Annotated in this window: 12 protein-coding genes and 1 other annotated feature; of the genes, 6 read left to right on the top strand and 6 right to left on the bottom strand. The window is 49.7% G+C overall.

Going from position 1 to position 12,480, the window contains the following annotated elements; all coding sequences use genetic code 11:
- Nucleotides 1–98: 98 nt before the first annotated feature.
- The 5 genes from yedF to PEPTYR26121_RS07495 all read right to left on the bottom strand — a co-directional run bounded on the left by yedF (nucleotide 99) and on the right by PEPTYR26121_RS07495 (nucleotide 5,723).
- The gene (gene yedF / locus PEPTYR26121_RS07515; protein ID WP_180500709.1) at nucleotides 99–689 is read right to left on the bottom strand and encodes a sulfurtransferase-like selenium metabolism protein YedF; all 591 of its coding nucleotides are present in this window, start codon (nucleotides 687–689) and stop codon (nucleotides 99–101) included.
- A gap of 4 nt (nucleotides 690–693) precedes the next feature.
- Nucleotides 694–1,701, bottom strand: coding sequence for a selenide, water dikinase SelD (gene selD / locus PEPTYR26121_RS07510; protein ID WP_180500707.1), 1,008 nt, complete (start codon nucleotides 1,699–1,701; stop codon nucleotides 694–696).
- Between the two features lie 141 nt (nucleotides 1,702–1,842).
- Complete coding sequence (locus tag PEPTYR26121_RS07505; RefSeq protein ID WP_180500705.1) at nucleotides 1,843–3,123, bottom strand: O-acetylhomoserine aminocarboxypropyltransferase/cysteine synthase family protein; 1,281 nt, start codon at nucleotides 3,121–3,123, stop codon at nucleotides 1,843–1,845.
- Between the two features lie 10 nt (nucleotides 3,124–3,133).
- Complete coding sequence (gene brnQ / locus PEPTYR26121_RS07500; RefSeq protein ID WP_180500703.1) at nucleotides 3,134–4,453, bottom strand: branched-chain amino acid transport system II carrier protein; 1,320 nt, start codon at nucleotides 4,451–4,453, stop codon at nucleotides 3,134–3,136.
- Between the two features lie 54 nt (nucleotides 4,454–4,507).
- Nucleotides 4,508–4,750: a binding site (T-box leader), on the bottom strand.
- Between the two features lie 127 nt (nucleotides 4,751–4,877).
- Nucleotides 4,878–5,723, bottom strand: coding sequence for a RimK family alpha-L-glutamate ligase (locus PEPTYR26121_RS07495; RefSeq protein ID WP_180500701.1), 846 nt, complete (start codon nucleotides 5,721–5,723; stop codon nucleotides 4,878–4,880).
- Here PEPTYR26121_RS07495 and PEPTYR26121_RS07490 point away from each other — a divergent pair.
- From PEPTYR26121_RS07490 to PEPTYR26121_RS07465, 6 genes are read left to right on the top strand one after another with little or no spacing between them, the layout of a single operon-like run.
- Entirely contained in the window at nucleotides 5,703–5,987 is a 285-nt protein-coding gene (locus PEPTYR26121_RS07490) for a chorismate mutase (RefSeq protein ID WP_180500699.1), read from the top strand. The genes PEPTYR26121_RS07495 and PEPTYR26121_RS07490 overlap by 21 nt on opposite strands.
- A 56-nt stretch (nucleotides 5,988–6,043) precedes the next feature.
- Complete coding sequence (locus PEPTYR26121_RS07485; RefSeq protein ID WP_180500697.1) at nucleotides 6,044–6,724, top strand: response regulator transcription factor; 681 nt, start codon at nucleotides 6,044–6,046, stop codon at nucleotides 6,722–6,724.
- On the top strand, nucleotides 6,714–8,519 hold the full coding sequence (locus tag PEPTYR26121_RS07480; RefSeq protein WP_246285922.1) for an ATP-binding protein: 1,806 nt from the start codon (nucleotides 6,714–6,716) through the stop codon (nucleotides 8,517–8,519). The genes PEPTYR26121_RS07485 and PEPTYR26121_RS07480 overlap by 11 nt, the downstream gene beginning before the upstream one ends.
- Nucleotides 8,516–9,853, top strand: coding sequence for a hypothetical protein (locus tag PEPTYR26121_RS07475; RefSeq protein WP_180500695.1), 1,338 nt, complete (start codon nucleotides 8,516–8,518; stop codon nucleotides 9,851–9,853). The genes PEPTYR26121_RS07480 and PEPTYR26121_RS07475 overlap by 4 nt, the downstream gene beginning before the upstream one ends.
- Entirely contained in the window at nucleotides 9,850–10,689 is an 840-nt protein-coding gene (locus tag PEPTYR26121_RS07470) for a two-component system regulatory protein YycI (protein ID WP_180500693.1), read from the top strand. The genes PEPTYR26121_RS07475 and PEPTYR26121_RS07470 overlap by 4 nt, the downstream gene beginning before the upstream one ends.
- 10 nt (nucleotides 10,690–10,699) lie before the next feature.
- The gene (locus tag PEPTYR26121_RS07465; protein ID WP_180500691.1) at nucleotides 10,700–10,900 is read left to right on the top strand and encodes a hypothetical protein; all 201 of its coding nucleotides are present in this window, start codon (nucleotides 10,700–10,702) and stop codon (nucleotides 10,898–10,900) included.
- A 38-nt stretch (nucleotides 10,901–10,938) separates the two neighbouring features.
- On the opposite strand, the gene PEPTYR26121_RS07460 is transcribed toward PEPTYR26121_RS07465, so the two are convergent.
- Nucleotides 10,939–12,384 carry a nicotinate phosphoribosyltransferase gene (locus tag PEPTYR26121_RS07460; RefSeq protein ID WP_180500689.1) on the bottom strand — a complete coding sequence of 482 codons (1,446 nt, stop codon included), beginning with the start codon at nucleotides 12,382–12,384 and terminating at the stop codon, nucleotides 10,939–10,941.
- Nucleotides 12,385–12,480 lie beyond the last annotated feature (96 nt).

Here is a 12,480-nt window from a genome sequence, read left to right as displayed (position 1 = left end):
AACAATTAAAAGCAGGTCCTCGACGACCTGCTTTTTTGTTGCGCAAAAAAAGAAACTGTGACGAGTATGCCACAGTTTCTTTTGCGTGTAACAATATTTTAGCAGGGCTTGACGACTTTGTATTGAATCATAAGCTCCGCAATACGATACATATTGGTGATTTCGCCGATTTGCAATTTATCCTTCACATCGTATTGATTGAGGCAGAGACCGCAGGAAAGGACTTGAGTGCCCTTTTCTTCAAGTGTTTTTAAATCGCCGATAACTTTTTCGTTGAGTGACGGAAGGAGCACGCCGGTGTTGTAGAAGATAACGTAGGTCGGCGTAATATCTTGTTCCGTGAGGGCGTAGACAAATCCTTCTAATAGGTTTTTAGAGAAGGTTTCGTCGCCCGTGCCCATTTTATCGCTGGAAATGGCAACTACATATTCGCCGCAAAGACCTTCTTCCGCCACGGCGGCGGTTTCGCCTTCGCCGGTTTTCACGAGATGAACCTCGTAATCCGTATTGGAATTGGTCTTAATGTCGGCGGTGAAGCCTAATTGTTTCGCCATTTTGGAAAGATTTTCCGTAGCGATTTTATTGTCGACTTTGACGGTTACTTCTTCTAAATTTTCTTCGCGAATAGCTTTTTTCGTTAAAATAACGGGGCGGGGACAGGCGAGCCCCATAGCGTCGATAATTTTCATTTTATTACCTCACATAAATGGATTTTTCGGAAGGTTCGATCATTTCGCCGATATAGGCCACGTCGATACCCTTCGCTTTCATTTCATCGAACATTTTCTTGCCGTCTTCCGGATCCACGCTGATCAAGAGTCCGCCGGATGTTTGGGGATCGTAGAGCACTTCTTCCAGAGCGAAATCGTCGATTTCGAAGGTAATCTTGTCGCCATAGGCATTGCGGTTCCGTTGACCGCCGGCGGTAAACAGGAAGTTTTCAGCCGCTTCCTTGGCGCCGCTTAGAATATTAAGTTTGTCCGCGTAAATAACGGCGCTGGCGCCCTCTGTCATTTCGCACAAGTGGCCGAGAAGCCCGAAACCTGTAACGTCGGTCAGGGCGTGGACATCGTAGTTTTTCAAAACATCGTAAGGATGTTTGTTCAGGCGGCACATAGATTCTACCGCCGCTTGGTAATCCTCTTCGCTTACTTCGTCTACAGTGTAGCCGCTCATTAAAAGGGAGACACCGAGAGGTTTGGTAAGGTAGAGAGCGTCGCCGACCCTCGGCGTATTGTTGCGCTTAATATCTTTTAGATTAAGTTTTCCGATAACGCTTAAGCCATATTTGATCTTGGGATCGTGAATGGAGTGGCCGCCGGTTAGGGTGGTCATAGCCTCTTTGCATACATCGGCTCCGCCTTTTAGAATCTCATCTAAAATGGCCATGTCCTCTTCTTCGGGGAAGGCGACGATGTTCATGGCGCTTACGGGCTCGGCGCCCATGGCGTAAATATCCGACAGGGCGTTGGCCGCTGCGATCTTGCCGAAGGCATAGGCATCTTCCACCATGGGCGGGAAGAAGTCTAAAGATGTGACGATGGCGATGTCATCGGTGATTTGGATGATGGCGCCGTCTTCATTGCCTTCGAAACCTGCGAGAATATCCTCGCGTTTATAAATGGGCAAATTTCTCAAAATAGTGGAAAGGTCGCCTGCGCCGATTTTGGCATTGCAACCTCCACAAACGTCTAAATGCATAGTATCCCTCCATAAAATCATTATAACACAGGGCAAAAAATGGAAATGTTTTTGTTCTATAAAATTAATTGATAGTTAATAATGGAGTATAGGAAAAATAAATAGTAGGTTCAAAAAAATCGCCCCCATGGGCGATCTTTTTTATAGATTTTCCAGAGCTTGCTTGATATCGGCGATAATATCTTCTTTATCTTCGATGCCTACGCTCATGCGAATGAGATCGGCGCTGACGCCGGCGGCCAGGAGCTCCTCGTCGTTCATTTGGCGATGGGTCGTGCTCGCCGGGTGGAGGACACAGGTGCGGGCGTCGGCCACGTGAGTGACGACGGAGGCCAGCTTTAAGCTGTCCATAAATTTCGTGGCGGCTTCGCGCCCGCCTTCGATGCCGAAGGAGATGACGCCGCAGGAACCGTCGGGAAGGTATTTTTTCGCCAGTTCGTGTTGACTGTCGTCTTCCAATGCGGAGAAATTAACCCAGGCGATTTTATCGTGGTCCTTTAGATATTTGGCCACGGCATGGGCATTTTCGAAATGGCGAGGCATTCTCAGGTGAAGGGTCTCCAGACCTAAGCCTAAATAGAAGGAATTTTGCGGCGAAGGGATGCTCCCGAGATCACGCATAATGGTGGTGGTCATTTTCGTAATATAGGCCGCCTTTCCGAAGGTTTCCGTAAAGGTAATCCCGTGATAGGTTTCGTCCGGCTCTGTCAATTGAGGGTATTTTTCCCCGTGTTTCGTCCAGTCGAAGTTTCCGGAATCGATGACGGCGCCGCCGACGGAATTGGCGAATCCGTTCATATATTTCGTCGTGGAATGGGTGACGATGTCGGCTCCGTGTTCGAAGGGACGGAGGAAGATGGGCGTGGGGAAGGTATTGTCCACGATAAGGGGCACGCCGTGAGCGTGAGCCGCTTCGGCGAAGGTTTCGATATCTAAAATTTTAAGTGCCGGATTGGCCAGGCTCTCTCCGTAAACCGCTTTGGTATTCGGGCGGAAGGCCAGGTCCAATTCTTCTCGCGTGGCCGCCGGATCCACGAAGGTGGATTCGATGCCCATATCCTTCATGGTGTGGGCGATCAGATTATAGCTGCCGCCGTAAATGGCGGATGATGCTACGATGTGGTCGCCGGCTTTTAAAATATTAATGAGAGCGTAGAAATTGGCCGCCTGACCTGAGGAGGTGAGGATGCCGGCGACGCCCCCTTCCAAGGCCGTGATCTTTGCCGCCACGGCATCGTTGGTGGGGTTGGCGAGCCGGGAGTAGAAATAGCCCGATTCCTTCAAGTCGAAGAGATCGCCCATTTGTTGAGAAGAGTCGTATTTAAATGTTGTCGACTGTACGATGGGTACGACGCGAGGTTCGCCGTTTTGGGGATCGTATCCCGCTTGTACACATAATGTTCCCAGTCCTTGTTTTGTCATAATATCCTCCTTAAAGTTCATTTTCGATAGTGGAAGGGGCGGCGTTTTTTGCCGTACCCTTCGCAAGTTCATAGATTAATCCGAGTACGAAGCCTGTAACGGCCGGTAAGAGCCACGCGAAGCCCGCTCCCGAAAGGGGAATGGAGTCCACGGCGGCTTCTAATAGGGGAAGGCCCGTAAAGGCGGTGATGGCTTCCAGTAAACTGACCACCAAGGTAAAGACCATGGCGACGCGGAAGGCGAGGGCGTGATTTTCAAGGGGTTTGTAGAAAACGCCCAGGATCATGAGCATGATCACGCTCGGGTAGACCATGAGGTAAATGGGCGTCGCCAAGAAGACGATTTTTTCTACACCCAGTAAGGTAATGCCCGCGCCGATACAAGAAAATAGTATAGCGGCCTGTTTGTGGGAAAGTTTCCCTTTCGTAAATTCGTGGAAGAAATTGGCGATGGATGTAATTTGGCCGATAGCCGTCGTCAAGCAGGCAAGAACGACGGCGATGCTCAATAAGGCCAGTCCTTTTTCACCTAAAATGGCGCGGACGATATTGAGCAGTAGGGCGGCGTGATCGATGTCCGGCGGATACTGTCCGCTTAATTTTGCGCCGAAATATAGGAGACCGACGTAGATTACAAAGAACAGGCCGAAAGTAATGACGCCGGCCTTGGCGACCATGCCGTTTCGCTCCTTATCGCTTGCATAGCCTCTTCGCACGATGTCGCCTATAAAGACCGTGCCGATTAAAAAGCTGACGAGTAAATCTCCCGTTTGGTAGCCGCCCAAAAAAGAATTTAAAAGCACATTGTCCGCTTGAGGAGCGGCGGGGACGGCGTTTATGGGAAAGAGCACGCCTTTGATCACGATAATAAATAAGATCGCCACGAGGGCCGGCGTCAAATAGCGGGCTACTTTGTCGATCATGGCGCTTAAATCCAGAGCGAAGTAAAGGGCGATACCGAAATAAAAGAGGGCGAACGCCGTCATAGGTACCTTCGGGAACAACGCATGAACGCCGAGCTCGTAGGCCACGGCGCCGGTTCTCGGCACGGAAATGTGGCCGGCAAAGAGCATAATTAAGAGCAATAAGTATTTAGAAAATTCCGGGTGGATGTTTTCTGTAAGGGCCTCCACCGAACCCGCTCTCGAAATAACGTACAGGGCGACGATGGGCATTAAGACCGCCGAAACCATAAGTCCTACGGCGCCTAAGCTCCATTGATTTCCCGATACGAGGCCCAGGGCGCCGGGGAAAATTAAATTGCCCGCCCCGAAATATGAGGCAAAGAGCGCCAAGCCGATGTAAAAAGTGTCTCGATTTTTCTGTTTCATTTCATTCTCCTTTTGTCCTCGGTTATTCGCGAAAATAAAAAAAGCCTCCGTCCACAAAAGGACGAAGGCAAAATGCTCGTGTTACCACCTTTTTTCATTATTTTATCGCTAAAATAACCTTACAGAGTACTATCATACCCGTGACGCTATAACAGGCGTACCTGTCGCAGCCTAAACCGAGGTTTCGGTGCGAACACTCCAAGGCCATGTTCCAAAACTTCCGTGCCGATTTCTCTCACCAAATGAAATCTCTCTGTAAGCACTTCCCTTTTGTACTCTCCTCTTCAACGTTATGAATGGAATTATATGTGAAGTATCGGGTGGAGTCAAGAGATATTTTAAAAAAATTAAAATACATGAAATATCCGGGTTTTACCCTTATGTGGAAACGTGGTAAGCTTGAGGTGTACGGCTGCCTTGGAAATTACTCGATAGCACGGAGAATTTTTTCCGTAATGTCGATCCCCGTGGCTTCCTGAAATCCCAAATAACTCATATTGCTGTTGACCTCTACGAGTAAAGGACCTTCATTGGATCTTATAAGATCGATGCCGGAAAAGGTAAGGCCGAGCAGACGATGTGCTTCGAGGGCGATGGCAGCCTCTTCCTCCGTCAAGGAAGCGGGGCGCGCCGAGCCGCCCAAATCGATATTGGCGCGAAAATCCGTGGGATTGCGCCGCTCGATGGCACCGACCACCTCATCGCCCACGACGATGACCCGCTTGTCAACGCCTCGAGCTTCTTCAATATAGCGCTGAAGGAGGTAATCGGCGGAGCCGAAGTTTTCGACGAGGGCCACGAGCTCCTCCCTGTTCTCGGCGAGAAACACCTGCTCTCCGAAGGAACCTTTCGCCGCCTTCGCCACCATGGGATAGCCGAAGCGCTCCTCTGCGTAGCGGAGGAAATCCTCTTTCGGCGTCGAGCTCTTGTAGTGAAAGGGACCGGGGAGGGTGTCGATCATGGGCACGCGACCTTCCAAGGCCTCCCATGTAAGGAGTTTGTCGTCTGCAGTTTCGATGGATTTGGGAGAATTATAGACGGGAAATTCTTCGGCCAGGGCACGAGCCAGGCGAATATCTTTATCGTAAAAGATGATTTTGCTCGGGGTGGGATCGCCTTTTAAATCCACGGCGCGTAGTTTTCCGCCTTCTTGAACAAGGGCGTAATCTGTGTGGGCCTTGGCCAGTATTCCGTCGCATTTTTTCGTAAAATCGGCGACGACTTTATGAATGGTAAAGGAGAAATAACCGTGATAAATAATGTGAATCATACTGCCTCCTGTAAGGATTCGATTGAAAAATTGCGGGTGGAAATCGACGAAATCGACGACGATCTGATCCGCCTTTTGGAAAAACGCTTCGAACTTTCCCGCGCCATGGGCGAGGTGAAAAAGAAAGAGAAGCGGGAGGTAAAGGACGGAAAGCGGGAACAATTTATTTTAGATAAAATCGAAAAACGGGCGCCGGAATTTCATGGGGAGATCGCTTTATTATACGCTCGTCTCTTCGAACTTTCCAGAGGTCTGCAAGACTGAGGCTTCTACCTGATTATATCGAATATCGTGTGATATAATCGACAAAGGAGGAACTTATGAAAATTTTAATTACGGAAGATGAAGCGGCCATCGCCGAAATCATCGCCTATAATCTTTCCGGCGAAGGCTACGAGACAAAGACCGCCGGGGACGGCGTGGAATGTCTCGAAGTGTTCGACAGCTTTCAGCCCGATCTCGTGTTATTAGATGTTATGATGCCTCGAATGGACGGCTTTGAAACCCTCCGTGAAATTCGGAAGAAAAGTCGCGTGCCCGTGATTATGCTTACGGCAAAAGACGCCGAAGGAGATCGCATTCGCGGTCTGGAATACGGCGCGGACGATTATGTTGTAAAGCCCTTCAGCATGGGCGAGCTCGTCGCCCGTGTCAAGGCCAACTTCAGACGTTTGGATTATGAAAACGAAGGCTATCTCCCGGGAGAAGTCATTGAAGAATCGGATCTCTTTATCGATCCCGTGAAATACGAAGTGACCAAGAGGGGTAAGGTGGTGGATCTTACCCTCCGCGAATTTGAATTACTTAAATACCTGGCCCAATCGCCGGGCACCGTGTTCAGCAGAGAACAACTCTTAGAGGAAGTATGGGGCTACGAATACTACGGCGATATTCGCACCGTAGACGTTACCGTGCGCCGTCTCAGAGAAAAAATCGAAGACGGCGGCGACTTCCGCTATATCTTGACCAAGAGAGGGGTAGGCTACTACTTTGGAGGATAAGCATTACGCCAGTATAAAGTGGCGATTCATTTTTATCTACGTCATGCTCGTCACCGTCGTCATGGCCATTATCGGCGCATTTATCGTCAACCGGCTGGAAGATGCCCAGTTGGAAAAAGTGCAGACGGATATGGAGCAGACTCTCTCCTCGATTACCAACTCCTCGCCCTATCTTACGGAAATGAAATGGGAAGCGGCGGCGGACAGGATCCAAAACACCCTGGACGCCTGGAGGATCGGAAGCGACGAGACTATTTACGCCATCGGCCCCGGCAATGTGCCGAAGATTCTCGCCACCACCACCAATTCCGCCAATCTCGTGTCCGGCACCAATGCCTTAGGGGACAGTAATCTCTCCCCTAAGCTTATTTTAGATGCCTTCCGCGGGGAAGGGGCTTCGGTTTTGAGAGAAGACAATCAAAGCGGCGTACGCTACGCCCATTACACCATGCCCGTCTACGCAAAAGACGGGAGCGTAATGGGCTTATTTTACATGGTCGCCAATCTGTCCTCGATTTACGATGTAGTCGGCGACGCTCGGGTCATTATGACCTATGCGACCGTCGTAGCCCTCGCTGTTACCACGGTCCTCGCTTATTTCCTCGCCCGCTCCATAACCCTTCCCATTCGGGACGTTACGCGGCAGGCCAGGGAAATGGCGGAAGGGAATTTTAACCAAAAGGTCGATGTAAAGAGCAATGACGAAATCGGTCGGCTCGGAAGCATGTTTAACTATCTGACCACCGAATTGGAAGAGACTATTTCCCGAATGGACTCGGAGCGCTCCAAATTGGACACCATGTTCCACTATATGTCGGAGGGCGTTATCGCCGTGGATTCCGGAAGTATCTTACTTCACATCAACCCCGTAGCGCGGGAGATCTTAAATGTGCCGGAAGATGCGGTAGGCAAGCCCTTCGATTTAAAGCGGCTCAATATTGAGAAGATCAACTACTACGAGCTCGGCTCCCTGACCGGACTCAGCCAGATCGAAATTAAAGACAAATTCTATAATATTCGCTACGCACCTTATAAGGGGGACAGCAAAAATCCCCAGGGCATTATCGCCGTGCTGCAGGATATTACGGAAGAGCACAATCTGGATATTCTCAGGAAGGACTTCGTCGCCAATGTGGGCCACGAATTAAAGACTCCCATTACCACGATTAAATCCTATACGGAGACCATGCTGAAGGCTCAGCTGGATCGCGATGCTCAGCGGCGTTTTTTATCCATCATCAACAAGGAAACCGACCGCATGACCCATCTGGTTACGGATTTATTGCAGCTTTCCAATATGGACGCCAAGCGCGCCAATTGGGATCTCGTCTCCATGGACGCCTACGAAGTAATTACGAGCATTTTGGAATCTCTCCAGCCCATGATTAAGGAACGGCATCACCGGGTCTACTTGGATATTCCTGAAGACATACGTCCCTTTCTCGCCGATCGCCACGGCGCCTACCAGGTCATTACCAATATATTGACCAATGCCTTTAAGTATACGACCTACGCCGGAAAGATCGAAGTTATCGGCCGAAACTACGGCTCCCGCGTCCATATCCAAGTAAAGGACAACGGAGTGGGCATTTCCAGAAGTGACCTGGAACGAATATTCGAGCGGTTTTACCGTGCGGAAAAAGGAAGAAGCAGGGAAGGGGGCGGCAGCGGCCTGGGCCTTTCCATTGCACGGGATGTAATGGAAAATATGGGCGGGCGTATTCGTATTAAAAGTGAACTCAACAAGGGAACCGAGGTGCTCTTGAGCTTTCCCATGGATCAGGAGGAACAATGAAAGAAAGGCTAAAAAGCGGAGCCATAGCGGTTTTGCTCGTCATAACCGTAGTTTTGGCGCGCCAAATTTGGATTTCGCCGCCTCCTACGGGTAAAAAATTAATCAAAGCGTCGGAAGTTACCCTGAGTGAATCCGTAACCGGCCGGTTGCTCCCCTTTTCCGCCGTGGTGAATTTCGGCGGCGGGAAGCACACGAAAGTTTACCAATTAAAGAATCTGTGGCCTTTTTACCGCAATCTCTTAAAGCAAAATGTGGCCGATAAAGACGATAAACAATGGGCCCGTATGGACTATAAGGAATATCTTAAATTACACGACGAACCCTCTGTCGTCTTCGATTTGGGAAATGAAACCTATTCCGACCTCTTTAAAAAGATCTATAATATAGAGGATTTAAAAGGCGTGCTCCTTCGCATCTACTTCTCCGAAGCGGAAGGTATTTTATTTGAAACAGACAGCGGTGTCTATCGCACGAAAAAATGGACACCTCTTTCCGCCATCAACCAATATATCCGCACCATGGAAAAGGAGAGTTATCCTTCCTACTCCTCCCTGTGGGAACGCTACGGTATCGCCCGAGCGGTTTATTTGCCCGACGGGCCTACGTCATTTGAAGGGGGCATGGTGTATCGCAACGAGATTAAGGATATGAAGGGCCCATATCGCACGGATTTAGTGCAGCGGCTCTTAAATGCCTCTATCGACGATATTCACGTCATCCACGAAGAGGATTCCGTCCTCTATGTCTACGGCAAGCGCAATGTGAGGCTTTCGGAAAACGGAATGCTGGATTACCGTAATAATTCCGAAACGGCTCAAACCGTTACCGACGCCGCCGGCGCCCTCCAGATAGCCTACGAATTTTTAGCCAAGACCACGGGCAATATCGACGATCTCTATATGCAGAGTATGGAGCCCATCGGGTCCGGGAAGCGCACCGGTTACCGCGTGATCATGGACTTTACGGAAAAGGGCATGACGGTATTTCCTTTAAAGGGAAGCCCCGACGATTTTATCGTATTGGATATCTATAACAATCGAGTGGAACACATGCGCTCCATCTACCGCAATAAGATCGAGGGGGTGGAGAGTAAAGTTATGCAGGAAGGCTTACCTTTTGAAGAGATTATGAAGCGTAATCCCGCTATTTTCGGCACAAAAGAAGATGGATATGACAAGGTCTTAAAAAATCTCAATAATTTCTTTATGTGCTATATCGACGAAGCGAGCGAGGTTCAAAGCCCCCTCAGACACGGCTATGTCATCGATATGAAGGGCGGTCGCTACGTCTTCGACGGGGAAACCGGCGCTCTATTGGGAGGTGATGAACGGTGAACTGGCAAAAGGCGAAGACCGTGCTCTTAATCGCCCTCTTAGTAACCGATATTTTCCTGGCGGGAGTCCTTCTCGTGGATCAAAAGCGCATTGAGCCGAGAGAAGACTCCATCGCCTTCCACAGAGAGACAAAGAAACTTTTGGAGAAAAACGGTATTACATTGGCCGCTTCCATTCCGAAAGACGGGGAGCATCTTCCGATTCTCGATGTGGAATACGAACACGACACCGCCGACAACTGGAACGCGCGGATGTTTGAGGGGAAGGGAAAGATTACTACCGATCGGGATCAGTACCTCACCATCGAGGGCGATCACGCCAAGCTGAAGGTCACGGACAACCGGCACCTGATCTACACGGCCGACCACACGTCCAATCGCTCCCTGGAGCAGAAAGAGGCGGAGCAGGTGGCAAAATCTTTCCTCGAAAAGAGGAAATTTTCCACCCGGGATATGCAACTGGTCACGGCGGAACAAGAAGGGAATCGCTGGCGACTGACCTATACCTGTATGTATAATAATCGTCATGTGGAATCCACTTATACGGAGGTCGACATTCTAGGCGATGCCGTAGTTAAAATGGATCGACTCTGGGTCAATGTGATCGCCGAAACTGACGGCGAAAAACCCCTGCCCCTCGCCAGCCAATCTCTTCTGCGCCTCCTCTCCCACGAAAGTTTAAAGGGACGCACTATCGAAGCCATCGATCCCTGCTACTACTTCAATTTGGAAGATCAGGGATCGGTGGAAAATCTCTCCCACGCCACGAGAGGTTATTCTACAGTAGCTTGGCGCATGGTATTGGACGGCGGAGAAGAACTGGTGCTCTTGCGATAAGGAGGAGATGATGTCACGAAAACAATTCCTATATTACGAGCTGACGGCACCTGCGGTATGGTTCCTATCCCTCTTGACGGTTAAGGGAATTCGCAGCGGCGATCTCTCGTCGGCCTTACAGGACAGCGCCAATTTAACCCTGCTCTTTTACCTATTTTTTAATATTCTTCTGTACTTCAAGTTTGAAAAACTGAAAGAAAACAAAAAATAATCCACCAAAAAACGTCAGGCCAAAACCTGACGTTTCTTTTAATTGGAATTGTGTTTTTTGAGCAAATCGTCTTTAATCGTCCACAGTTCGGGACTAAGATCGACGATGTATTCCTGGGGAGAATTGAGTCGCGTGGTTTCGTCCCAGAGCGTTCCCAATTCCCTTTGCACCTTCTCTCTGATTTCTTCCAGAGAGGGACTTTCGTAAACGAGCTTGCCGTCGATATAAATATCTTCCAAAAGGGAGCGCACTTCGTAGTTTTTCAATGTCTTGCGCTTCCAGGTAAAGAGCGGGTGGAAGATTTCGTATTCACCTTCGGGAACTTCTTCTCCCTTGACGGCGATCACATCGGCCAGTGCCTTGCCCTTCTCTTTATCGTAGAAACGGTAGACATCCTTGACGCCGGGGGTGGTGATCTTCGACACGTTTTCGGAAATTTTAATGGTGGGAACAATCTCGCCCTCTTCTTCGCGGGCTACCAGCTTATACACGCCGCCGAAAACCGGATGGCTCTTCGAGGTAATAAGGCGTTCGCCGACGCCGAAGGAATCCACCTGGGCGTTTTGCTTTAAGAGGTCTTCAATGACATATTCGTCCAAAGAGTTGGATGCCATAATCGTAACATCGGGGAAGCCCGCTTCGTCTAACATTTTGCGGCAAGCTTTGGAAAGATAGGCAATGTCGCCGGAGTCGATGCGGATACCGCGGCCTTCGTATCCCTGTTCTCTCAGCTCCTTAAAGACCTGAATGGCGTTGGGGAGGCCTTGATGCAGGACATCGTAGGTATCGATAAGCAAAAAGCAGCTGTCGGGATAGACCTTTGCATAGGCTCTGAAGGCGTCGATTTCTTCGTCGAACATTTGCACCCAGCTATGGGCCATAGTACCGAGAGCGGGCACGCCGTAAAGCTGCTCGGCGAGGGTATTGGCGCTACCGTTGCAACCGCCGATATAGGCGGCACGTGCGCCTACATTGGCGCCACTGTAGCCTTGGGCCCTGCGAGAACCGAATTCCGTTACCGGGCGCCCGGCGGCGGCCTTACAAATACGATTGGCCTTGGTGGTGATCATGGTTTGGTGATTAATGGTCAACAGCACCATGGTCTCGATCATCTGCGCCTGAATGGCAGGTCCGCGAACGGTGACGAGAGGCTCGGAGGGGAAGACCACCGTGCCCTCGGGAATGGCGCGCACATCGCATTCGAACTCGAAATTAGCGAGATATTCCAAGAAGTCTTCGCTGAAAATGCCCTTGCTTCTTAAAAAGTCGATATCTTCGGGATCGAAATGGAGATTTTCCAAATACTCGATGAGTTGTTCCAGTCCGCTAAGAATAACGTAACTGGCATCGTCGGGAGCGGAGCGGAAGAACATGTCGAAGTGGACGATCTCATCCTTCATTCCGTTTTCAAAATAACCATTTCCCATAGTGAACTCATAAAAGTCCGCCAAGAGTGTGTAATTGTTACTATCTGTAAATTTCATAATGCTCACTTTCTTAAAATACACGATATTTTGAACCTATTATAGCACAGTATGCCCTAAAACCAGGATCAGCAAACATTTTCATGTCCCATATTT

The organism is Aedoeadaptatus nemausensis (assembly GCF_903819165.1).
GTDB classification, from domain to species: domain Bacteria; phylum Bacillota; class Clostridia; order Tissierellales; family Peptoniphilaceae; genus Aedoeadaptatus; species Aedoeadaptatus nemausensis.
Note: the sequence above shows the minus strand (reverse complement) of the source record. Positions and strands in the feature narration are given on the sequence as shown.